The 23,479-nt window shown below is 67.6% G+C and carries 15 protein-coding genes and 4 pseudogenes; 3 read left to right on the forward strand and 16 right to left on the reverse strand.

Annotation, left to right across the window (positions count from 1 at the left end):
- The first annotated feature begins 292 nt into the window (after positions 1-292).
- Positions 293-2,308, forward strand: coding sequence for a beta-galactosidase (locus tag ACW4TU_RS04460; RefSeq protein ID WP_457424841.1), 2,016 nt, complete (start codon positions 293-295; stop codon positions 2,306-2,308).
- A 25-nt stretch (positions 2,309-2,333) separates the two neighbouring features.
- Here the strand turns inward: ACW4TU_RS04460 and ACW4TU_RS04465 are convergent.
- Positions 2,334-2,968, reverse strand: a pseudogene (locus tag ACW4TU_RS04465) (SMP-30/gluconolactonase/LRE family protein).
- A gap of 167 nt (positions 2,969-3,135) precedes the next feature.
- Between ACW4TU_RS04465 and ACW4TU_RS04470 the strand changes: the two are divergent.
- On the forward strand, positions 3,136-3,384 hold the full coding sequence (locus ACW4TU_RS04470) for a hypothetical protein (RefSeq protein ID WP_457424843.1): 249 nt from the start codon (positions 3,136-3,138) through the stop codon (positions 3,382-3,384).
- A gap of 187 nt (positions 3,385-3,571) precedes the next feature.
- On the opposite strand, the gene ACW4TU_RS04475 is transcribed toward ACW4TU_RS04470, so the two are convergent.
- The 8 genes and pseudogenes from ACW4TU_RS04475 to ACW4TU_RS04510 all read right to left on the reverse strand — a co-directional run bounded on the left by ACW4TU_RS04475 (position 3,572) and on the right by ACW4TU_RS04510 (position 11,818).
- Positions 3,572-4,758 (reverse strand): IS3 family transposase gene (locus tag ACW4TU_RS04475; RefSeq protein ID WP_457424845.1). Its coding sequence is split into 2 segments (ribosomal slippage): positions 3,572-4,500 and positions 4,500-4,758, totalling 1,188 coding nucleotides; the frame shifts between segments, so codons are not numbered across the junction.
- Positions 4,759-4,827: 69 nt separating this feature from the next.
- A pseudogene (locus ACW4TU_RS04480) lies at positions 4,828-5,193 on the reverse strand (IS110 family transposase); the annotation flags it as partial.
- 336 nt (positions 5,194-5,529) lie between these two features.
- Entirely contained in the window at positions 5,530-6,027 is a 498-nt protein-coding gene (locus ACW4TU_RS04485) for a hypothetical protein (protein WP_457424847.1), read from the reverse strand.
- Positions 6,024-6,743, reverse strand: coding sequence for a DUF6152 family protein (locus tag ACW4TU_RS04490; protein WP_457424849.1), 720 nt, complete (start codon positions 6,741-6,743; stop codon positions 6,024-6,026). Before ACW4TU_RS04490 ends, ACW4TU_RS04485 begins: the two co-directional genes overlap by 4 nt.
- A 197-nt stretch (positions 6,744-6,940) precedes the next feature.
- A complete protein-coding gene (locus ACW4TU_RS04495; RefSeq protein ID WP_457424851.1) occupies positions 6,941-7,804 on the reverse strand; it encodes a class I SAM-dependent methyltransferase in 864 nt (287 codons plus the stop codon).
- 974 nt (positions 7,805-8,778) lie between these two features.
- Positions 8,779-9,372 (reverse strand): annotated as a pseudogene (locus ACW4TU_RS04500) (IS110 family transposase); the annotation flags it as partial.
- 249 nt (positions 9,373-9,621) lie between these two features.
- Entirely contained in the window at positions 9,622-10,878 is a 1,257-nt protein-coding gene (ltrA, locus tag ACW4TU_RS04505) for a group II intron reverse transcriptase/maturase (protein ID WP_457424853.1), read from the reverse strand.
- A gap of 634 nt (positions 10,879-11,512) precedes the next feature.
- Positions 11,513-11,818, reverse strand: coding sequence for a DUF4145 domain-containing protein (locus ACW4TU_RS04510; RefSeq protein ID WP_457430703.1), 306 nt, complete (start codon positions 11,816-11,818; stop codon positions 11,513-11,515).
- Positions 11,819-12,047: 229 nt separating this feature from the next.
- Here ACW4TU_RS04510 and ACW4TU_RS04515 point away from each other — a divergent pair, with 229 nt between their 5' ends.
- Positions 12,048-12,671: a TetR/AcrR family transcriptional regulator gene (locus tag ACW4TU_RS04515; RefSeq protein ID WP_457424855.1), complete on the forward strand. Its 624-nt coding sequence runs from the start codon at positions 12,048-12,050 to the stop codon at positions 12,669-12,671.
- 452 nt (positions 12,672-13,123) lie between these two features.
- Here ACW4TU_RS04515 and ACW4TU_RS04520 read toward each other — a convergent pair whose 3' ends face one another.
- The 7 genes and pseudogenes from ACW4TU_RS04520 to ACW4TU_RS04550 form a co-directional block, all read right to left on the reverse strand.
- On the reverse strand, positions 13,124-14,557 hold the full coding sequence (locus tag ACW4TU_RS04520) for a family 43 glycosylhydrolase (RefSeq protein WP_457424857.1): 1,434 nt from the start codon (positions 14,555-14,557) through the stop codon (positions 13,124-13,126).
- Between the two features lie 193 nt (positions 14,558-14,750).
- Positions 14,751-17,366 carry a family 78 glycoside hydrolase catalytic domain gene (locus ACW4TU_RS04525; protein ID WP_457424859.1) on the reverse strand — a complete coding sequence of 872 codons (2,616 nt, stop codon included), beginning with the start codon at positions 17,364-17,366 and terminating at the stop codon, positions 14,751-14,753.
- Complete coding sequence (locus tag ACW4TU_RS04530; RefSeq protein WP_457424861.1) at positions 17,363-18,259, reverse strand: carbohydrate ABC transporter permease; 897 nt, start codon at positions 18,257-18,259, stop codon at positions 17,363-17,365. The genes ACW4TU_RS04525 and ACW4TU_RS04530 overlap by 4 nt, the downstream gene beginning before the upstream one ends.
- A 6-nt stretch (positions 18,260-18,265) precedes the next feature.
- On the reverse strand, positions 18,266-19,150 hold the full coding sequence (locus tag ACW4TU_RS04535) for a carbohydrate ABC transporter permease (RefSeq protein ID WP_033530253.1): 885 nt from the start codon (positions 19,148-19,150) through the stop codon (positions 18,266-18,268).
- A 51-nt stretch (positions 19,151-19,201) separates the two neighbouring features.
- Positions 19,202-20,500, reverse strand: a complete 1,299-nt coding sequence (locus tag ACW4TU_RS04540; protein ID WP_457424863.1) for an ABC transporter substrate-binding protein — start codon at positions 20,498-20,500, stop codon at positions 19,202-19,204.
- Positions 20,501-20,877: 377 nt separating this feature from the next.
- Entirely contained in the window at positions 20,878-21,876 is a 999-nt protein-coding gene (locus tag ACW4TU_RS04545) for a LacI family DNA-binding transcriptional regulator (protein ID WP_457424865.1), read from the reverse strand.
- A 943-nt stretch (positions 21,877-22,819) separates the two neighbouring features.
- Positions 22,820-23,264, reverse strand: a pseudogene (locus tag ACW4TU_RS04550) (transcriptional regulator); the annotation flags it as partial.
- Between the last annotated feature and the right edge of the window lie 215 nt (positions 23,265-23,479).

Below are 23,479 nucleotides of genomic sequence, written 5' to 3' on the forward strand. Positions count from 1 at the left end.
TGCATGGTCCGGGCCCGGGAGGCCAGTTCCCTCCCCACCTGGCCAAGTGGGTACAGCCAGAGGCGACGGGGAGGCCCTGAACCATCCTCTGGTGGAACAGGGGCCCCGCACGCTGACGCCGCACCCGGTGTCCCAGGTCGCACAACCACGTTAGCCCGATCAGCCCAGGACTCCGCAAGCCCGCAAGCAGGCGATCACACGATCGAGCTAATTCGACCTCGTGCGCACTCCTTGGCGAGCAGTTATCAACCCCCACTCGCCCCTCCCCTACACCCCTTCCGGAGCATCACCAGTGAGTACCGCACGCCGTCTTCGCATTCCCGGCATCGCCTACGGAGGTGACTACAACCCCGAGCAGTGGCCCGAGGAGGTCTGGGCCGAGGACATGCGCCTGATGGGCGAGGCCGGGGTCACCATGGTCAGCGTCGGCATCTTCTCCTGGGCCCTGCTCGAACCGGCCGAGGGCGTCTACGACTTCGGCCGCATGGACAAGATCCTCGACCTGCTTCATGAGAACGGCATCGCCGCCGACCTCGCGACCCCGACGGCGGCACCGCCGGCCTGGTTCTTCCACAAGTACCCGGAGGCACTGCCCATCGACCGGGACGGCCGCATACTGTCGTACGGCAGCCGCCAGACCTTCTGCCCGTCCAGCCCCGCCTACCGCACAGCAGCGCTGCGGATCGCCGAAGCCCTCGCCGAGCGCTACGCCGACCACCCGGCCGTCGCCATGTGGCACATCCACAACGAATACGGCTGCCACAACGACGCCTGCTACTGCGACACCAGCGCCGCCGCCTTCCGCACCTGGCTGCGCGCCCGCTACGAGGACGACCTGGACGCCCTCAACCACGCCTGGGGCACCACGTTCTGGAGCCAGTGGTACTACGACTGGGACCAGATCCTGCCGCCCCGCGCCACCGCGGCTCCCCCGAACCCCACCCACCAGCTGGACTGGCGCCGCTTCTGCTCCGACGAACTGCTCTCCCTGTGCACCGCCGAACGCGAGGTACTGCGCCGGGCCGCTCCCGATACCCCCGCGACCACCAACTTCCTGGTCCTGCGCACCATCGACGCCCTCGACTACTGGCGCTGGGCACCGGAGTTGGACATCCTCTCCAACGACCACTACCTGCTGTCCGACGACCCGGAGGCCGAGGTCGACATCGCCCTGCACGGCGACCTGATGCGCTCACTCGCGGGCGGGCCGTGGTTCCTCATGGAGCACTCGACCGGCGCCGTCAACTGGCAGCCCGTCAACCGCGCCAAGCAGCCCGGGGAGATGCGCCGCAACGCGCTCGCGCACGTGGCCCACGGAGCCGACGGCATCGCCTTCTTCCAGTGGCGGGCGGCCAAGGCCGGCGCCGAGCAGTGGCACTCGGCGATGCTTCCGCACGCCGGCACCGACAGCCAGATCTGGCGCGATGTCGTCCAACTCGGCGCGGACCTCCGGGCGTTGGCCGAAGTGCGGGACTCCACCAGCACGGCACAGGTGGCGATCGTGTGGGACTGGGACGCCCGCTGGGCACTGGAACTGCCCTCCCAGCCCAGCGCCGAACTGCGCTACCAGGACCTGGTAAGGGACTGGTACACCCCCCTGTGGCGGGCCGGGGTCGCCGTCGACTTCGTACGCCCCGACGACCCCGAACTCGACCGCTACAAACTCGTCCTGGCACCCTCGCTGTACCTGGTCACGGAGACAGCCGCGGCGAACCTCACCCGGTTCACCGAACGCGGGGGCACACTGGCCGTCGGCTTCCACAGCGGCATGGTCGACGAGAACACCCACGTATACCTGGGCGGCTACCCCGGCGCGTTCCGCGACGTCCTCGGCGTGGTCACCGACGAGCTCTTCCCCCTGCTGCCGGGCGAGACGACCGGCCTGACCGGCGACGTGGCGTCGGGCGCCACAGCCGACCTGTGGTCGGAACGCATACGGCTCACCGGCGCACAGGCCGTCGCCTCCCACGCCGACGGCCCCCTGGCCGGCCACCCCGCCGTCACCCGCCACCAGTACGGCACTGGCACCGCCTGGTACCTGGCCACCCACCCCGACCCGCACACCCTCGCCGCCCTGCTCCACCGCATCCGCCGGGAGGCCGGCGTCACACCAACGCACGAGGCGCCCGCCGGGATCGAGGTCGTCCGGCGCCGCGGCGCGCAGGCCGACTACCTGTTCCTCATCGACCACACCGGAAAGGGCGCCGAAGCACCTGCCGAAGGCGTCGAACTCCTCACCGGCACACCGGTCACCGGAACCGTCACCGTCCCCCCGGGAGGCGTCGCCGTGATCCGCGAGCCCCGCTGATCCACCTGCCGGTGGGGAGAGTACGTCAGCGCCCAACACGCCAGGAGCAGGCCGCTGTTCCTGCGACCGGTACGGGAACGCTCAGCACCGCGCCCGAGGCCGCGGTCGGGTTCTGCACCCCGTAGCGGGCCGTGGTGACGAAGAGGCGGCTGCCACTGGGGGCCAGGCACACCGACGTGGGGTGCGGTGCGGGGACGGTCACGGTGTGAAGCAGGCGGCCGTCGGGGTGGTAGCGGCGGACTGTGCCGGACCCCACATCACGACCCACAGGCAGTCCTCGCCGTCGACGGTCATTCCGTCGGGGCTGCCTTCGCCGTCGCGCAGTTGGGCGAAGGTCTCCGGGCCGTTGGCGATGGTCAGACCGTCGAGGACGTGTACGACCGTGCCGTCGGGGTCTGTCCGGTAGAGCGAGCCTGCGCCATGGGTGCCGTCGTAGGCCATGCTGCCCGCGCAGAAGCAGCCGGAGGGGTCCGCGACACCGTCGTTCACGCAGCTGGGGACGGCGGTGCGGTCCTCGGGGCGGTCCAGCCATTGTTGTGCGCCGTCGGCGGTGAGCAGCGCGATGCCGGTGCCCGCGGCGGGTGATCCACGTGCCAGGTCGGTCCCCCACCGGCGCCGCCAGCCTCCGCCGCCGTGCCAACGTCCTCGACGTGCGGGCAGCCCACGTCCCCGGCCCGCTCGGCGATCGTCTCTGCAGCAATGCCGACCGCCTGCGCCGTCTCACCGACGCCCACCCCCGCACCCGAATTACTCTCCAGGACGGCTCCGAATGAGCCCCGCACCCGACGAACGCGACCGTAGTCACGCGGCCATGGACCGCATCCTGCATGGTGCCCCGCAACGCGCTGACCCAGCGGCACTTGGACCTCAAGAATAGTTTCTATGCGCAGGTCAGGGCACGAGGTCACATGCCGGACTCAGAAGTCCGCCTGCGCAAACAGATCGTCCAACTGCAGGAACTCCGCCAAGCAGACGCCAAGGAGCTGGGGCGGCTTCGAACTGATGTCAACCAATTAGTCCGCGCCGTCAACCAACTGACCGCGGAGAACCGTCAACTGCGCATTGCGCTGTCGTAGCCCGTTTCCCCCATCAGGGCACTCCCAACCCAGCCACACCCGAGCCGGACACCCTGACCCCTTCTGGGTCCAGAAGGTGATCCCCATAGCCACAACGCAGTGATCTTGAAGGAGCGAGCGACTCTCCAGCGGCAGAGGCAGCCAGGCCTGAGCTGAACCGGGTTTCGTAGAGTCCGCCGGTCATGTTTCAGGCGGTCTGCGGTTCTTCTTCCAGGCTTCGCTGGAAGTCGCGTTCGTATTCGGCGGGCGGTACGTAGTCGAGCGCGGAGTGGAGACGTTCCTCGTTGTACCACGTCACCCACTGCCAGATCGCCCGCTCGACCTGTTCGAAGTCCCGCCAAGGGCCCTGCATATCGATCAGCTCGGCCTTGAAGGTGCCGTTGAGGGCCTCGGCCATGGCGTTGTCATATGAGTCCGCGACGGAGCCAACCGAGGCGGATGCGCCGACATCTGTCAGCCGCTCGGTGTAGCGGATAGACACATATTGACTGCCGCGATTCGAATGGTGGATGAGGCCGGAGACCTTCTTGATCCTCCGTCTCCACAGTGCCATCTCCAGAGCGTCCAGCGGGAGTTCGGTACGCATGTGGTCGGCGACCTGCCAGCCGACGATCATGCGTGAGTACACGTCCAGGACGAACGCCACATACGCCCAGCCCGACCAGGTTCTGACGTAGGTCATGTCCGCGACCCAGAGCTGGTCCGGGCCCGAAGCGGTGAAGTCACGGTCGACCAGGTCCGGCGGGCGGGGCGCCGACGGCTCGGGGACCGTAGTGCGGCGGCGCCGGCCGCGGATGACGCCCTCGATGTCCAGCTCGGCCATCAGCCGCTCGACGGTGCAGCGGGCCACGTGCACCCCCTTGCGCCGCAGGGCGCGAGTGATCCGGCGGGCTCCATAGGTGCCGCCGGACTCCTCGTGGAGCTCTTCGATCAGGGGCATGAGCTGCTCGTCACGGAGCTGGCGTGCCGACTTCGGCCGCTTTTTGCGTGCGTAATACGCGGACTCCGACAGGTCCAGCTCCCGGCATACGGGCCCGACCCCGAGGCCGCTCTCGCGCAGGTGGTTGATCACCGCGTCGGCCTCGTCCGGGGACGGTCGAGCTCCTGGGCAAAAACGACACTCGCGGCTTTGAGGATCTCGTTCGCCCGCTTCAACTCCGCGTTTTCCTTGCGGAGTTGCTTCAGCTCGTCGCGTTCGACGGTGGTGAGACGGTCGTCCCGCTCACCGTGGCCGGCCTCGGCTTGGCGGACCCAGCCGCGTCGCAGGGCTTCCTTGTGGATGCCCAGGTGCTTCGCGACGTGCGCGATCGGGCGGCCGGTGGTGCGGATCGCGCGCTCGCGGAGCTCGTCGGGGTATTTACGGGGTGCTGGCATGGTGCTGGTGAATCTCCTTCGCCAGGATCGTAACCCTGGCATCAGGGACTCCACCAAACTCAGAGCAGCTCACTTCTGGAGGCAGCGGTAGAGCTGGCCGATCACGCGATTGAAGAGAGGCCGCTGGGCGGCGGTATGCCAGTCTCCGTGATCTTCGCGCCGCCGCCGGTAGTGGGCCATGGCGCCGGGCGAGGCCCGGAGGGCGGAGAATGCCCACAGATATCCGGCGTGGTTGAGCCGGTCGTTCTTGACCCACCGGCGGGTGATAGTCGACTTCTTCCCCGAGGCCCTGGTGATGGGAGAGGAGCCGGCGTATGCCTTCAGGCCGCGGGCGTCGGCGAAGCGGTCGCGGTCGTCCCCGATCTCGGCAAGCACCCGGGCGCCGAGCTGAAGTCCGAGCCCGGGGAAGCTCAGCAGCACGTCAGCGTCCGGGTGAGCCACGTCCCGGACGCCATGATGTGACGGCTGGACATGGACCGCCCCGTACGACGACGTATAGGGGCGCATGAGCGCCGACGAGATGCAGCAGAAGGCCCTGGACGCCGCGTAGCGCCGCGCCTGCGCAGGCGGCCGGCCCCGGAGCGAGCCCTCCCTCACCGCGCTGTGGGACAACCGCAGCACCGCCCACTACGCCAACCGCGACTACGGCGACCGGCACCGGGTCATGCGCCGCACCACCCTGCGCGGGCGACGAGCCCGTGGGTCCCCGTGAGAGCACGTGAGCCGTTCGAAGTGGAGGCGGTCGCGGTGGGGCGTGCTGCTGTGGCGGCGTCAGGTGTAGGCCAGGAGCCTCCCCGCGATCGTGACACCCGACCACGACGTGAGGGAGACGAACGCGGCGACCCGGGCGGCGACCGGCGTCGGCTGGTCCATGTCCCAGTCGGCCACGCTGCGGTAGGTCCGCCGATGGAAGATCAGGATGTTCAGACCTGCGAGCAGGATGAGGCCGAGCTTCCACGGAGCACTGCCACGGTCGGCGATGAGGCTCGCGCCGGGCAGGAACATGACCACGCCGGTGACTGCCGCGATCACGAAGCCGAGGTGTGAGATGCGGAGCAGGTGGTGGGCCGCGGTCGTCACCCGCAGTGCCCGCCGGCCGAGTCCCAGCAGCCGGAGATCGAATGCCGCGGCCGGGCCGATGAGGAGGGCGATGCCGATGATGTGGACGCTTTCGAGCATCGGGTAGAGGTAGGCCGTGCCACGGACGGCCTCGGCGAACCCGCTGCCCTCCAGCCAGGAGAAGACACTGTCCATGACGAGCGCCGTCACGCTCTGGGCGAGCGTCGTCGCAGGTAGAAGGCTCCACCTGCGATGACGGCGACCAGTACGCCACCGAGCGTGGTCCACACCACGGTCGGTGACGTGCCCTCGGAGTCCGCCGAGGCCGACGGGGAATCCTCGTCGGCGTCAGCGGACGCCGCGTCGCGCTCCGGATACGGGACCGGCAGCGGCCTCGCCGGGAGTTCCTCGTTGAGCACCTGGTTGACAGGCTTCCCCTCTTCGTACCAGAACACGACCGGACGGAACTCGTCGGTGTGACTCCGGCCGACGTAACCGACGGCTTCGATCCGCTCGCCGTCTTCGAGCTCGCGGTCCAGGCCCCACATCCCCGTGAAGCTCGGCGGCGCGATGGTGACCTCCAGCTCGTCTTGAGACCCGCTGTAGGACGGTGCGGCGTTGATCGGGTCGCTGTCGGGGGCGTCCTGGAGTCCCTCGGGCAGATCGCGTTCGGGTGTGTCAGCGGGGAGATCGCTGTCGATGGTCACGTTGAAGTAGGAGTGAGGCTCGCCCCAGCGGACCTGCGAGACGGTCCCCGCTATGTAGTAGAGGCGATCAGTGTCGAAGTCGTCGAACCCGTGATGCGCCTGCGCGGCACCTGCCGAGAACAAGGTGAGCATCACCGCGGAGGCCAGGGACGCTGTCGCCAGCCTGACGAGACGGGCGCTCTTACGAGCCGCGGGTGCGGCGATCGGGTTGAAGTGCATACCGAGTTGTTCCTTCGAAAGGTCTTGGGGTGTGCCGCAGTGAGTGAACCTCAACAAACGTCCGGCCAAGAAGGGTCAATTTTCTCCCAGGATCAGGGTGGTCATGCCGATCAGGGGCTTCATGACCAGGCGCCTCAGACAGCGCACGGCTAAAAGCAGCGACGTTGCAGGTGGCGGGACGCCACCTACCCGTAGCCTTACGGCTTTCGGGTCCAGGCGCCGTACTGCAACGCCCCCAGGATCTGGCTGCCCTGTTCCTGCACGGCCTTCGCCAAATGGTCCTCCAGGGTGTCGTCGGCGACGAGGCCCGCAGGCAGGGACAGGCCCACTCCCGCCAGCGCCGGTTCGAGGACGCGCAGCGTGTACGCCAGCCAGGGGACGAGCGGCGAGTCACTGCCCGCTGCGACCGGGGCCCGGCATTCGACCGTCGGAGCGGGCAGTCCGGCATCGAGGAATGTACGGTTCAGACGGCGGCCGAAGTCCGGCGGTGTGCCGTTGGCCCGGAACGTGTCGGCCAGCAGCCGGTAGCTGTCGTCCCAGAGGGGGCTCGGCGGCCAACTGGGGTTCTGCACGGTGAAGTCAATCTCGTGGAACACGACGATCCCGCCCGGCCTGAGGAACCGGGTGAACCGGCGGAGCGTGGCGGCGGGGTCCTTCTGGTACAGCAGGACGAAGCGGCCCACCAGAGCGTCGAAGCGCTCGTCCGTGTCGAAATCGTCGAGGTCGGTGACCTCGAATTCCAGGCTCCCGTCGAAGCCTTCGGTCAACGCCCTGCGGCGGGCCTTCTCCGTGATCACCGGGTCGCGGTCGAGGCCGAGAACCCGGCCGCGCGGCCCCACCATCGAGGCGGCCATCATCGAGATGTCGCCCATCCCCGAACCGAGGTCGAGGACGGACATGCCGGGCCTCAGACCACCCAGGTGCAGGAACTGCTCTGTCGAGGGACGCAGGATCCGTCCCTGCAGCATGAGACGCCGGTGCTCCAAGTCGGAGCTTCCCATCAGATAGTCGGTGTGGGCGTTGAGGGTGGTCTCCGTGCCCGGCGTCGCGTGTTCGTTCATCGTCTTCCGCTTTCTCGTTCGTATCAGTGCTTACCGTCCCCCCGGTGAACAGTCGACGTCTGAGCGGGGGTTGTGAAGCCCGACAGTCCTGACTGCGGGGAGGTCGTGGAGTGAGCCGTCCCGTCCCCCTCGAAGAGCACGGGGTCAAGACGGTGCTGCCGCCGTCCGCTCGGCGCGCGGCGGATCCCGGCCGTGAAATCCGTGGCGCGGAGGCATCACGCCGTTCCCGGCGGATGCGCCGACGACGGAAGGAGCCGTGTCAGCGAGCTTGTGCATGGTTGGCGGTGAGAGGGCGAGGACGGCGGCGGTGTCACCACCCGGCCGCCGGTCTGCCTGCCCAGGCCCCGGTGCCCCTGAGTCTCGGCGTCTCGGCGTCTCGGCGTCTCGGCGTCTCGGCGTCTCGGCGTCTCGGCGTCCGATCGTGGGGCCCGTATCTCGGTGCTGTCGACGATCCGCGCTCCGACCGTTGTCAGAGGTTCATTGTTGCTGCTCCTTAGGGTGCGAGACCCGAGTGGGTGTTGCATTGCCGTCGAGGGGCGTCGGGGCGCCGAAATCGAGGCCGCGAAAATTTTCGCGTTCTCTCGTTCGGTCAGCATGACAGCAGTCTCATGTCCTGTGGGAGGGAGGTTTTCCTCCCTGGATGCTTTACTCCCACTTTGGACTTACTTTACGCTTTAGGTGAATTGGCGTCGTGTAAGCGATGTGTAAGGGGCAGAGGTGCGGGCCTGATCTGCAGGCGTGTACAAATACCCTTGGCGTCATGTGGCCAAGCAGCAGCAGCCGACACGACACAGCCAGGCCCAGGCCGACCCATAGGGATATGCGGGCTGAGCCGCTCGGGGGTGCACGACAACTGGGGGAAGTGTCTAATCAACGGCGGATCTGATGATCAAGGAGATGCGTCTGATGACGGAGACCGCCGTGGAGAACGAGCAGGTCGAGCAGGTGGTTCAGGCACCGACGGGTGCGGTGTCGGTCGCAAGTCGCGTGACACCGGCCCGGCGGATCGCGGCCGGGGTCTGGTAGCCCGTCAGCAGCTTGAGCGGTCCGGTGTTGGTCACGTCCAGGGCCCGTTCCAGAGCCGGGAACATGCTCAGCAGGGTGCCTCGCAGGCGGTTGACGACGCGAGTGCGGTCCTCGACCAGGTCTGCCCGGCATCCGGTCAGCAGCTTCAGCTCGATGGCGCCTTCGTCGCCGGGGCGGATGGGCCGCAGGTCGCGACGCATCCTGGCCTGGTCGGCGATGACGTAGGCGTCACGGGCATCGGTCTTGCCCTCACCGCGGTAGCCCTCGGCTGCCCGGTTGACCTGCCGGCCGGGCATGTAGAGGACCTCCTGGCCGTGGTTGACCAGCAGGGCCAGCAGCAGTGCCGGTTCGCCGCCGGTCATGTCGATGGCCCAGGTGACCTGACGGCCGTCGGCCAGGTCCAGGACGTCACCGACCAGCTTCAGCAGCTCGGGCTCGTCGTTGGCCACCCGCCGCGACAGCAGGGTCTTGCCCTCCGCGTCCAGAACAAGGCCGTGGTGATGGCCCTTGCCGCTGTCGATCCCCGCCCATATCCGGCTCATCGTGCTCCTGACGTTCGCATTCCCGTTCTTCGTGCCACGGACGACCTCGCCGGCATTGCTCTACACAGCGACTTGTTCGCACTTCCTCATCGGCGGCCGAGTCGTCGTGGGGCGCTGGGCGGCGAAGCCAGGGAAACAACGAGACGGCAGCCGCCTGATAGCCGCCGAGTAGCCGAGGGGAATCTCACCCCTCGGCTCTCACAGAACCGTGCGGAACGATCTCTCGTTACACGGCTCCTGCCGTCCTGGTCACCAGGCCGAGGCGGTGGTCCAGGGCCAGTGCGCAAACATGCGGGGATACCGCTTGGCGATCTCCTCCATTTTTGCGATGGCCTTTCGCTTCGCCCTGAGCCGTTCGTACTTCTTGCGGATCCATCGCACCAAGTAGGCGTTGATGCGCGTCAGAAGGGGATCCAGCCCCGATCGCCGGAAGCGGCCGTAGTACTGCATCCATCCCGCCACCCGTGGGTTGACCCACCGGGCGAGATCTTGGAAGGAGAGGTCGGCCCGAGTGTGAAGGTGCCAGGAACGGACCTCCGCACTGAGCCTCTTCAGGGCCTCTTTGCTGATCTCCGGGTCGAAAGAGAGGAAGCTCTCCCCCTTCTTGTCCCGGCTCCTGCGGGCGCGGAAGGTATAGCCGAGGAAGGTGAACGCCGTGTTCTCATACGAGTTTCGGCGCTTTCCGTCCTGGCAGTAAACGATCCGGGTCTTGTCGGGATGCAGACGCAGCCCGACCTGTTCCATCCTGTCCATCAGCGCGGCCAGGATCTCTGCGGCCTGCCGCTCGGTGACGCAGTGGATGACCGCGTCGTCCGCGTAGCGCTCGAACCAGACACCGGGATACTCCCGGGTCAGCCAGGTGTCGAACGCGTAGTGCATGAACAGGTTCGCCAGCACGGGCGAGACCGGCGACCCCTGCGGGGTTCCCCGGTCTCGGACCAGCAGGCTGCCGTCGGGCTGCTGCATCGGCGCTTGGAGCCACCTCCGCACATACAAAATCACCCATACGGCATCGGTGTGGGCTTCCACCGCCTTGACCAGGAGGTCCCACCGGACGCTGTCGAAGAACTTGGCGACATCGAGATCGATGACCCAGTTCCGTTTCCAGCAGCGGTCCCGGCAGCGTGCGACCGCGTCCAGCGCCGACCGACCGGGCCGGTATCCATACGAATCCGGATGGAATACAGGTTCCACCCGACGCATGAGATGCCTGGCCACCACAGTCTGCGCCACCCGGTCAGCCACACAAGGAATTCCAAGAACCCTCGTACCTCTGCCCTGCGGCTTGGGAATCTCCACCGAGCGCACCGGCCGCGGAAAGTAAGACCCCGACGACATCCGGTTCCAGATCTTGTAGAGGTTGCTCTTCAGATCCTTCTCAAACTCGTCGATGGACTGACCGTCCACTCCGGGAGCACCCTTGTTCGCCCTAACGTCCTCCCACGCCTCCTTGACTTCCCACTTCGAAATATCAAATGGCTTGGCCTGTGACTTCAACTGGTCCACCGAATTCCTCCCGAGCACAGCCCGGTTGACGCGATCAACTCAGCCACGAACGACCCGGCCCCTTCGCTCCACCCCCGTTACAGGAGCTTCACCACTACTACGAGCCGGTCCGCCGGCGCGTCCGGCCTCGGTACTCGATCCCTCGCAGTTTCAGCTGCTTGGGACACTCCCTCTCACCCGCCATAATGACGAGCAGCGGCAAGACGCGCCTTCTCCTGTTCCATGCGGAAGCCGCAGACCGGGCTCACGTCGCCTGCATGCCGGACACCACCTGGCCAGTAAACGGGCACCCGCCAGACTCATCCCGGGATTGGGTATACACCCCGGTTTTGATGTCAGATTTGGCTCTTACGACACGTCAGCAGCGATTCACTTGCGTTCGTCTTCCCGGTCCCCACCTGACGCCTCTTACGACGCCTTTTCCTCGTCGCTCACCACGACGGTCTTCAGCCAACGCAGCACGAGGTGGTTTGAAGCCTCCCCCCGCAGGGCGACTCCGAAGGGCCAATAACCTTCATCTTCCGCACAGCATCACTTCAAGAACTGCTCCTATAACCAGCTCCATCCACGTTCAGGACACAAACACCCAGCACCCCTGGGTGACCCAACCCTACGAATGGCTCGATCAACCCGATCAAGTCGGTAGAGCCGCCTGACTTCGCGGAGCAGGTGCAGACTTCTTCGCCGCCTTCTTCTGGCGACGCTCCGAGAACTTCTCGTACTGCACCGTCAGCACATAGATATGTTCCAGCAGTGCCTCGGTGAATGTCAGGGCGTCTTCAGCGTCCTGCCGGTTGACCGCGTCGCCATGAGCTCCGTCACTTCCGACGAACCGCAGGGCAGTCGCCCAGTCCAGGAGCCGGCCTTCGATCTTGTTGTTCTGTTGCAGCCATTCGATCTTCTTCGCCAGGGTGCCGCCGGTGGCTGCGTAAGAACCCAGATGCCCGTCATAGGCCCCTCCTACATGCTCGGCTTGTCCTCGTACGTGATTGCGGGCCGCACGGACACCCGGGCCGAGACGGCCTCAACTGCTGGAGCCGTAGGGGGCCGTCCCGCTGCCGGCGGCGGTCAGGCGACGGACGGTGCCGATCACGGCGGCCTGTTTCCGCAGACGCTCGATCTCCTCGTGCTGGGCCGTGAGCCGGGAGACGGCAAGCGTCTTGAACGCGGTGAGCTCCGCGACGACCCGGGGGAGGCGCACACGTGATGCGCTGATCTCGGCAGGGCGGGAGATCCTCGAGCAGAGTGGGCTGCCCGGCTTCAGCCCCGAGACGGTCGCCCAGGCCGCAGGCGTCTCTTACGGCACGTTCTACACCTACTTCGAATCCAAGGAAGACCTCCTGCGCACCCTCGTACGTGCCGTTGCCGGCGAGATGTTCGCCGCCAGCCTCGTCTCGTCGGCAACGGCGGACGACCCGTACACACGTATCGTCGAGTCGAACCGCCGGTATCTGCGCGCCTGGGCCGAAGCTTCCAAGGTGCTGCGCATGGTCGAGCAGGGCGCTGACTCGGACGAAGCCATGCGCGAGATGGTCCTGGAGGTCCGGGAGCTGTACGTCACCCGTGGCGAGGAAGGCCTCCGGCGCATGCAGGCGACAGGGCTGGCGGACCCGAGCCTCGATCCCCGGCTCACCGCCATCGCCCTCGGCGCCATGGTCGAGCAGGTCGCACACATCATGTACTCGCTCAGGGAACCACTCGACGAGAATGAAGTCGTCGATCACCTGTCCCGCCTCTGGGCCGCTGCGATCTCACTGCGCGGACGACCGGGCCATGCAGATGGCGACACGTGAAGGAGCGGCAACGCGGCAGGCCGCTGAAGCACACCCGTGCACGTTGCGCTCGAGGCAGCGCCGGTGCGTTTCGCATCCGGCCTACTCTTCTTCCGTTGGGCGGCGTGAGCGCGGCGGCGATACCGGTGGCGGCGGCCAGGATCAGGCCGAGGGCGGCCAGCGGATCGCGCCCGCGCCCGGTGGTGGGCGAAAGTCCGTCCCGACGACGGAAGGTAGGCTGTCCCAACGCGGAGCAGCCGGGCGAAGTCCGCTGTGAGGGCGAAGGCCGCGGCCGCGACGCCGACGGTTCCGACAGCGAACAGCAGGGGGTAGTCGCAGGTGGAACCGATCATCACAGCCCCGTCGCTGTCGCGCGACGTGGCGGTCAGTGATCCCGCGCTAGTGTCGACTCCGGGCAGGCCGAGGTGCACGGCCCGCCCGGAGTTCCCGCCGGTCGGCGGTTGCCCTGCGCGTCAGACGACCATCCACTGCTGGTTCGCGCCGGCGGTGCACGTCGCCTGGGCCAGGGCCGCGCCGTTGGCGGTCGACGCCCCGGCTACCTGGAGGCACTTGCCGCTGTTGACGTTGGTGAAGGTGACGTAGCCGCCGATCACCGCGGTCCTCGTCCACAGCTGGTGCGCGGCCCCGGTGCACGTCGACTGAACGGCCACCGCGCCGTCGGCGGTGGAGGCGCCGGAGATCTGCAGACACTTGCCGCTGTTGACATTGACCAGTTCATAGTTGGAGCCCACCGCGGTGGGCACCCACTGCTGGTTGGCGCCGGAGTTGCAGGTGCCGGAGTTGACCGCCGCGCCGTCCGCCGTGCTCAGGGACCAGACGTCCGCGCACCTGGCGCTGTTGCGGTTCAGCAGGTGGTTGTTCGCGGCCCCGAGCGGACCGGCGATGACGGGCCAGCCGTTCGCGAAGGTCACCTGGCGGATGTCGAGCGCCTCCCGGCCGGAGTTGTCGCCGTCGTAGTAGTGGTAGGCGAGGAACTTGGACGAGCCGTCGTCGTAGGCGTCGGCTCCGCCCGCGGCCACTCTCGGGTATGCACCGGTGAGGACGGTGGTTCCGCCGCCGGAGGCCATGTTCGTGCCGTTCTGGTCGAGGTAGGGGCCGGTGATGCTGGTGGACCGTCCGACCACCGTGTAGTAGGTGCTGTTGGTCCCGCTGCAGCAGAGGCCCTTCGAACCGAAGAGGTAGTAGTAGCCGCCGTTGAGGATGATCGTCGGGTTCTCGATGTCGACGGAGATGTGCCAGAGGTTGTGGTCGGTGGTGGACAGCTTTCCGGTGGACTCGTCCAGGACGTGCATGTAGGTGCCGGAGCCGGTCCAGGAGCCCCAGGAGATGTACAGCCGGCCGTCCGGGCCCCAGTCGACGTTGGGGTCGATCGGGTAGTTGACGTCCGTGACCATGCCCTGGTCCGTCCAGGGGCCCTCGATGTTCGTGGCGGTGGCCAGGCCCATTACGGCGTAGTTGGTGCCCCAGCGGGAACCGGCGTAGTACAGGTGGTACTTGCCGTTGAAGTACTTGATCTCCGGGGCCCAGATGTTCGGCGGGGTCGAGCCCAGCGCGCTGGTGATCCAGGACGGGGTCGACTCCCAGACGTTCCCCACCTTGGTCCATCCGGATGCCGCGGTGCCGGCGCACGTCCTGCGGATGGTGATGGATCCACTGGGGTTGAGCGAGTCGTTCTCGAATCCGGTGGAGAAGCCGTAGTAGCAGCTGCCCACCTTGATGACGCTCGGGTCGTGCATACGGACGTCACCGCTGAGTGCCTGTGCGGGGGAAGTCGTGATCAAGCCGAGAACGGTCAGGAGGGCAACCACGATCGTGGCGAGGACGGAACGCTGACGATGTCTGCGTATCTCCGGGCGGGACTCATCGGTGGCGTGATGGCTGCTCATGCGAGACTCCTTTGTTTCGCTGTGGTGTTGGTGCCAACCGGCAGGACGGGTTCGTCCTGGCTCGCGGTGGGCCGCGGGTCAGTGGGTACTGCCGGCTCCTGGAGGGCGGCTCCGCTGCGTACGCGAAGGACAGTCACCTGCCGGGTGTGTGGGCCGGTTTTCGGCAGCATTTCGGCCCGGGATCATGGACGGATCAGTGTGAGTCGGAGCCGGGATACGGTCGTCGGGTGGTGGTGGTCCCGGTCGGCAGCATGCTTACGCCTCCGTCGGGCCACTCGATCCGTCCGGTGGCCCCCGTGGGCACGGTCGTTTCGACGGTGAGATCCGTTTCCCGCAGCTCCCATCGGATCGCCACGCGACCGTACGGCGACTCGTGGGCGGCGCTCGCCCAGGTGATGCCGCCGCCCGGTCTTGGGCGGAAGACGATGTCGCGGTAGCCCGGCGTACCCGCGTTGAGCCCGGCGACCGTGCTGTGCAGCCACTGTGCGACGGCGCCGAGGGCGTAGTGGTTGAACGAGGTCATCTCGCCGGGATTGACGGTGCCGTCGGGCAGCATGCTGTCCCAGCGTTCCCAGATGGTGGTGGCGTCGTGCTTGAGCGCGTACAGCCACGAGGGGCACTCCTGCTGGAGGAGCAGGGCGTAGGCGGTGTCGTGATGGTGCGTGGTGCTCAGCGCGGGTGCCACCAGCGGGGTGCCGATGAATCCGGTCTGGATGGTGTGCCCGCCCGCCGTGACCAGTTCGGCCAGGCGCCGTCCGGCGGCGGTTCGGGCTGCCTCGTCGAGGAGGAGGTCGAACTGGAGGGCGACGGCGTAGGCGGTCTGGGTGTCGCTGGTCATCAGGCCGCCGGGCAGCACGTACGCGTCGGCGAACGCCTGCCGGATTCGTCGCGCGAGTTCCCCGTAGCGGTCCCGGTCGTCTTCACGTCCCAGGACGTCTGCGGTCCATGCCACATGCCGCAGCGACCAGGCGTAGTACGCCGTGGCGATGAGATGCCGGTCGGTACGGCCGGCTCCGGGGTCGTCCGGCGGTGCGAACGGGTCGAGCCAGTCGCCGAGTTGGTAGCCGCGATTCCACAGGCCCGACTCGTCGGCGAGTTCGGTGATGAGGTCGACCCATCGCCGTGCGCTCTCGTACTGGGCGGCGAGCAGAGCGGTGTCGCCCGAGGCCCGGTAGAGGTCCCACGGAGTGAGTGCCACGACGTCGCCCCAGCCGGCGCCCGGTCGGGCGGGGGTCCACTGCTCGCCCCCCGGGATCGAGGGGACGTACCAGGGGACGGTCCCGTCGTCGTGCTGTTCCACGGCGACGTCGCGCAGCCAGGAGGCGAGCATGCCGTGGCAGTCGTACAGGAAGGCGGCCGTGGGCGCGAAGACCTGGATGTCGCCGGTCCAGCCGAGCCGCTCGTCACGCTGCGGGCAGTCGGTGGGAAGGTCGACGAAGTTGCCGCGCAGGCTCCACACCACGTTCTCGTGCAGTCGGTTGACCTGCTCGTTGGAGCATTCGAACCAGCCGGTGCGGGCCATGTCGGTGTGATGGACGCGGGCGACGATGTCGCGGTCCGGGTCGCCGCTGCCGCGCCAGCCGGTGATCTCGGCGTACCGGAATCCGTGGATGGTGAAGCGCGGCTCCCAGGTTTCGGGTGCGCCGCCGCGCAGGGTGTAGCGGTCGGTGGACACGGCGTCGCGCAGGGGGCGCACGCACAGTTCTCCGTCCTGGAGCACCTCGGCGTGGCGAATGACGACCGTGTGCCCGGCGGGACCGGACACGGTGATGCGGACCCTGCCGACGAGGTTCTGCCCGAAGTCCACCAGGAGCCGGTCGGCGTCGAGAGCGGTCACCAGGACAGGGGTGATCTCCTGCGTGCAGCGCACCGGCGGACCGCTGGGTGCGACCAGAGTCGCCGGGTCCCGGTCGACGAGGTGCACCGGCGACCAGTCGCCGTCGTCGAACCCTGGACTCGACCAGCCGGGCAGTTCCTCGCGCGCGTCGTAGGTCTCGCCGTCGAGCAGTCCCGAGGAAAGGATGGGGCCCCGACCGGCGCGCCAGGATGTGTCGGTGCCGACGACGGTGACGGTTCCGTCGCGGTGGACGATCTCCAGTTGGGCGATGAGCGCGATCCGGTCGCCGTAGAGATCCGCGTGGCCGCCGCCGAAGCCCAGCCGCCCTCGGTACCAGCCGTCGGCCAGCCACGCCCCGAGGGCGTTGCCACCGGCACGCAGGTGGTCGGTGACGTCGTGGGTCTGATAGCGCAGCCGGTGGTGGTAGCTCGTCCAGCCGGGCGTGAGGGCGTGGTCGCCAACCCGTCGGCCGTTGATCTCGATCTCGTACAGGCCGTGGGCGGTGACGTACAGCCGTGCGCGCTCGACGTCCGTGGCAACGGCGAACTCCTTGCGCAGCAGGGGCGGTCGGCGCTCGGCGTCCGGCCTGTCCGACCGGTGTGGCTCGTGCGGCGAGATCGCCCGGGCCGTCCAGTCCGTCGGTGTCAGCAGGCCCGTCTCGATCCGCAGCGGTGGGCTCCAGCCGCTGGCCGCCTGGTTGGTTCCGCGGACCCGCACCCGGACCTCGCAGGCTTCCCGGGACGTCAGTGGCCGCAGGGGCCAGGGGACGAGCACGGAGTCCTGGGAGGTCAGCCAGCCCGTGCGGTGCGTCCCGTCGGCGCGGGTGGCCTCGATCTCATACGCGTGCTGCGTCCAGCCGGCGGGTGCTGTGGTCTTCCAGGAGATCCGGGGCGACGATTCGCCGATGCCGAACGGCTCCCGGTGATGTTCCGCGGTCGGGATGGCCACCGCAGGTATCCGCTCGTCGCTCATCCCTTCACCGCGCCGGCGGTCAGGCCCTTGATGATGCGCTGGTTGATCAGCAGGTAGAGCACCAGGGCGCCGACGACGTTGATGCTGATCGCGGCGAACAGCGGTCCGTACGCCGTCTCTCCGTACTGACCGGTGAAGTTGAGCAGTCCGACCTGGATGGTGCGCAGGCTGTCGTCGGTGGTGAAGGTGAGTGAGACGAGCAGGTCGTTCCAGATGAAGAAGAACTGCACCAGCGCGACCGTGAAGACGGCGTTGCGGACGACGGGGAATCCGATCCGCCAGAACGCGGTGAGCATGCTCGCCCCGTCGAGGGTGGCGGCCTCGAAGATCTCGCGCGGGACCGCCCGGAAGTAGGTGGCCATCATGAAGACGGTGAGCGGAAGGCCGACCGCGGTGTAGGTGATGATCAGCGGCCACATCGTGCCGGAGAGACCGCTCTGGAAGTACACCCGGAACAGGGGCAGCAGGATCATCTGGCTCGGCACCATGATGCCCAGCAGGAAGACGAGGAGGACCTGGTGGCGTCCGCGCCAGATCATGACCTCCAGGGCGAAGCCGGCGGCAGTGCCGAGGACGATGATGAGGGCGAGCGAGGGCACGGTGGCCAGGAGGCTGTTGCTGATGTAGAGGCCGACGTTCCCGCTCGTCCAGGCGTCGGCGTAGTTCTGGAGGTCCCACTTGCCCGGCAGCGACCAGGCGGGGTCGTTCACGAACTCGGACTGGGTCTTGAAGGAGCTCAGCACAAGCCACAGCAGCGGAGTCACCTCGACGACCACCAGCAGTGCGACGAGCAGGTTGCGCGTCAGGCGCCGGGCATACGCCCGCCCTCGGACGGTGCGCGGCCGCGGGCTGGGCAGGAGTTCCCGCCGCGGTGCCGTCATCGTGTCGGTCATGGAGGTTCAGCCCTTGGTCAGGTCGCGGCGCGAGAAGCGGAAGATGATGAGGGTGACGCCGAGGCAGACGACGGTGAGCAGCGAGGCGATCGTGCTGCCGTAGCCGTAGTCGCCGTAGGAGAACGCGGTGCGGAACATGTAGAGGGTCAGGGGCGTCGTGTCGCTGCCCGGCCCGCCGTTTGTCAGGGCGAGGACCGAGTCGAACACCTTGAGGGTGCCGTTGATGCTGAACACGACCGACGACAGCAGCACGGGCGCGGACAGCGGCAGGACGATGTGCCGGATCAGCCGCCATCCGGTGGCCCCGTCCATCCGCGCCGACTCGAGCGTCTCGTCAGGGATGTCGAGGAGCCCGGCGAAGATGAGGACGCCGTAGAAGCCCATGGAGCGCCACACGTCCATGACGACCAGGACGATGAAGGAGCCGCCCGCGCCGGCGAACCAGTCGCCGTGGTGGATCCCGAGCCCTTCGAGGGCGACGTTGGCCAGGCCGTTCTGCGGCGCGACGGCGAAGAGCTTCTGGAACATCAGGGCCACGGCGACCGTTGGAAGGATCACCGGGAAGAACACCAGGGTACGGACGACCGCGGACGACTTGCGCAGGACGAACACATAGAGCAGTGCGAGCAGGTACCCGCAGAGGACCTGCCCGGCGCTGACCGCGATCGCGTACTTGAAGGTGAACCACAGGGCCGAGTGCGCCTGCGGGTCGTGCCAGAGCTTGTCGAAGTTTCCGAGCCCCCCGAAGGTGAAGCCCTCGATGACGTTGCCCTTGAAGAAGGTGTAGCCGAGGGACCAGCCCATCGGTACCAGCATTACCAGTGTGTACACCAGCAACGCCGGACCCAGCAGGACGGCGATGGCACGGCGGTCTCCCAGAACGGAACGCATGTCGGCTCTCTCACGAAGGGGGGTTGGTGCGGATCACGGTGGTGCGGGGTGTCAGCCGTTGTCGAGGTCGGCCTGGATCTTCTGCATGAAGTCCTTGGCCGAGATGGATCCGTTGACGAGCGGCGCGGCGTTGGTCTGGCTGGTCTCTGTCGCCTTCGTGTTGAAGAGCGCCTCGAACCACAGGGTGCTGGTCTTGGTCTTGGTGATGGTGTCCTGGACGGTCTGGGTGAGCGGAGGCAGTGTGCCGGTGTCGCCGTTGGGCTTGAACCCGGAGACCGTGCCCTGGTCCTTCAGCGAGGCGGCGCCGTAGTTCTTGGTGATGCAGGAGAGCCAGTCGCCGACCTCGGCGTTGTAGGACTTGGCGGAGACGGCGACCGGGAGGCCGACGTTGGCCGGGATCTGGTCCGCGCTGCCCTTGCCGCCCGCGACGGCCGGGAACGGCATGAAGCCGACGTTGTTCGCACCGATCTTGTTCTTGGCCGGGTCGTTGAAGTCGCCGAGCGCCCAGCTGCCCATGTAGTACATGGCGGCCTTGCCGGTCAGGAACTGCTGTGATGCGGTGTCGTAGTCGATCGATCCGACGCCCTTGCCGAAGTAGCCCGCCTTGCCCAGGTCGGCGATGGCCTGTGCGGCCTTCACGTAGGCGGGGTCCGTCAGCTTGGCCTTGCCGTCGGCCACCGCCTGCAGGGCGTCCGGGCCGAGTGCGCGGTAGATGTAGCCGCTGACCAGACGGGTGAGGGGCCAGCCGTCCTTCCCGTCCGCGGAGAACGCGGTGACACCGGCGCCCTTGAGTTTCGCCGCCGCCGCGACCAACTGATCGTACGTCGTCGGGACGGCGATGCCGTTGTCGGCGAAGAGCTTCTTGTTGTACCAGATGCCTTCGATGTTGAACTGGTAGGGCATCACGTTGAACTTGCCGTACAGGTTCTCGACGGTCTTGACGGCGGCCGGCTGGAGGTCGTTCCAGACGCCGAGGTCCTTGAGCGTCTTCTCCAGGTCGAGGACCTGCCCGGCCTTGTCCAGGGTCTTGGTGAGCTGCGGTGTGCCTCCCGCAGCGAACTGCACCGGCAGGGCGTTCTGGCCGGCGAGAAGCTGCACCTTCTGGTCGACGTTGCCGATCGGCAGCGTCTGGATCTTCAGCGGCAGAGCCTTGTTCTGTGACGCGCACGAGCCCTTGCCCAGGGCAGTGAGCTCCTGCTGCACGATGTGGTTGTCGTCGTTGATGGTGAGGGTGAACTCCTTGACGTCACTGCCCGAGGTGCTCCCGCCGCCGCAGGCGCTCAGCAGCAGGCTCGTGGTGGCAGCGGTCGCCAGGAGGGTGATACGGCGGGTTCTGGGGGTCTTGTGCACAGGTGCTCCTCGGCGTGCGGTGCGTTGAAACGCTTCAATGGAGGGATGCCGGGAACATATGACTCGTTTCTATGTGTGTCAAGGATCTGTCGTGGATGTTTCCGAACCGCATCTGCAGGGTGTCGGGGCGCCCGGCCGACGGGAGCGGCCACGAACGCGAGGTGACGAACTGCCGGTCAGCGCGGCGGGCTGCGGTAAGGCGGACGATCAGAATTGCGGACGGGCGCGCAGGTCAGGCGAAGTGCTGCGGTTCGGGAGCGCTGCGAAGGGCGCGGGGAACCTCGCCCGGTCACGATGGTTTCACGGAACTCGGCAGCACTTCGTGGCAGCTCCGGCGGAGCGCTTGGCGCGGCCTGGCGGCGCGCTGGCACGGACGATCAGCTCGGTGCGCTGGCGCGGACGATCAGTTCGGGCTCCAGCACGACGGTGGCGTGACGGTGCTGGTTGCCCGAAGCCACCTCGTCCATCAGTAGCCGGATCGCTTCCTGCCCCATCATCCGGCCCGGCATGTCCACCGCGGTCAGCGGCACCGCCGCGGCGCCGGCCGTGCGGTTGTTCTCGCAGCCGACGACCGCGATCCGGTCGGGCACGCGGATCCCTGCCACGGTATGGAGCTCATGAATGATGGCGTTGGCCAGCTCATCGGTGACGGCGATCAGGCCGTCCGGCAGATCGCCGGAGGCTCGCCGCGCGAGATCTTGCCCGACCACATGTCCGTGGGATGTGGTCAGGCCGCCGCTGTCGATCTCCTCCAGGCTGATGCCGCCTCCCGCCTCCTCGACCGCCGCACGCACCCCCCTGCGCCTGTCGCGCACGGGCTGGTAGTCGTCGTGCGCCACCACATAGGCCAGTCGTGTCCGCCCGGTGTCGATGAGATGGCGGGCTGCCAGATATCCGACGTGCTCGTTGTTGACCAGCACCGAACAACAAGTGCCCGGTCTTGGAGCGTAGTTAAGGAGCACGACCTGGCGTCCGTGCGAACGGATGCGGGCGATGCCGGCGGTGGAGTCCTCCATCGGAGCCAGCAGGACGCCGGTGACCCGGGACTCGTCGAAGAGGTCCAGGTAGTCGTCCTGAAGCGTCATGTCGCACGCCGTGTTCGCGAGCAGCAGGTTCTGGCCGACCGCGCGGGCGGCGTCCTGAGCGCCGTGCGCCATGTCGATGAACAGGGAGTTCTCGATGTCGGCCAGCACCATGCCGACGCTGTTGGTCGAGCCCGACACCAGCGACCGGGCGGCGTCATTGCGCACGAAACCCAGTCGGCCGATGGCTTCGCGGACCCGCTCGGCCGTCGCAGGGCTCACCTTCGCCGGATGGTTCAGCACGTTGGAGACAGTGCCGACCGAGACGCCCGCGGCGTCGGCGACGTCCTGCATGCTCGGACTGGCATGCCCCTGTACTCCTCGCGGACGGGCGGTTGCCACAGTGCTCCTCGACCTCCGGTCTCATTCGACCCCGGACCGCACGGCACTCACAGTGACCAGGCGTCGCGGACAAGCCGCAGAATACATGACGCGCGTTGAAACGCTCCAAGCGCTTGCGACCAGCCAGATACGAGGGCAGATAGGCCAGTCGATAACCGCCCGGTCACAGCACAGCTCCGACGTGCCCCCCGGCGAGAGCCCGCCGACCGGGGTGACCGACCGGCACGGGCGGACGAAAGCGGAGCATGGCTGATCAGGGAAACCGCTGCACCGAAACGTGACGGCCCGCAGGGGGTGCGAGAGTCTCCTCCGCCGAGCTGATTGAAGCGCATCAATCAGCGGACCACCGCAGGTTGCGGCCGGCCTCGGTACGTAACATGGCTACGGTCATCTGTGATGAGGTCCCAGCCCGGGCGGAACCAGCCTGCGGACAATCGCCCTGCGAGGCCCAGACGACCCCTCCAGCCGCAGGATGCCCAACTGTCTGTTCATCGTCATAGCAGCGTTCTGCATCGGTTCGTTCTTCTTCCTGCGGATGCTTCTCAGAAGTTGAGCCGGAGCTGCTCTTCTGACGGAGCATCAATCGGGTAGGAGGGCCGGCCACCCGGCCCTCCTACCCGATTGATACGTCGGCGTCTCGTGATGAGCATCCCCGGGTTCCGGTGGCGCCCCTGGGGAGACGCTCTGCTGTCACCGGCCGGACGCGACAACGACGCTGATCGCCGAAGCCCCGGACAGGACACCGATGAGACCCGTCAATGCACCAGCCGGGACATGCGTCGGCCTCCACCAAGACCCCTGACGGCCTCACACGAGTGCATCCAGTCCCCGACGCGGAACAGCGGAGGACCGCGCCAGCGGAAGGCCGACCAGGCGCAGCGGGCAGTCGGGCAGGTCAGGCGGCGAAGCCGATGTTGGTGACGTACTCGTACTGACCCCACTCAGAGCCGAGGCCAACGAGCACGTCCACCCCATGGGTCATCGAGGCCCTGGTCGTCACCGGCCGCCCACGCGGCGACGATCCGGTCCCAGTGACGGACGTTCATCGACCGGTACCCCACCGTCCGTTGGTGGGGGCGGCTCACCTGGGACTGGTTGAGCGGGTGGATCTCCACGCGGGTGCCGCGGTTGAGGCGGGCCAGGAGGTAGCGGGCGACGTTCACGCGCCGCACCGTGCGGTAGGCCTGCCCGATCGCGGCGAGGTTCTTTCGCGACGGCGTGCGGGCCCCGGCGAGCCAGGCCTGCACCGTGCGGGCTGTGACGGTCAACCCGGCCATGCGGGCTGGGGCTTGGGCGTGCTCGGTGCGGGTGAGGCAGCGCAGCCGCACGAGCAGGCCGCGCCAGGCGGCCCCACTGCGGTGTGCGCGCCCCTTCCTGAGGGGCCATAGTCCGGCGGGTCCGTGCCGAACGCAGTCGGCACGGACCCGCACCGTTTCCCACCGCACCGTGCGATACGCCGCCCTCGATCGCGGCACGGTTCTTCCGCGAGGTAGCCAGCAGAGCCACGAAATCCCGGGCCAGGCCAAACAGATCCCTTGTCGCGGCCAGGCGGTAA

It is taken from the genome of Streptomyces kryoterrae (assembly GCF_054072135.1).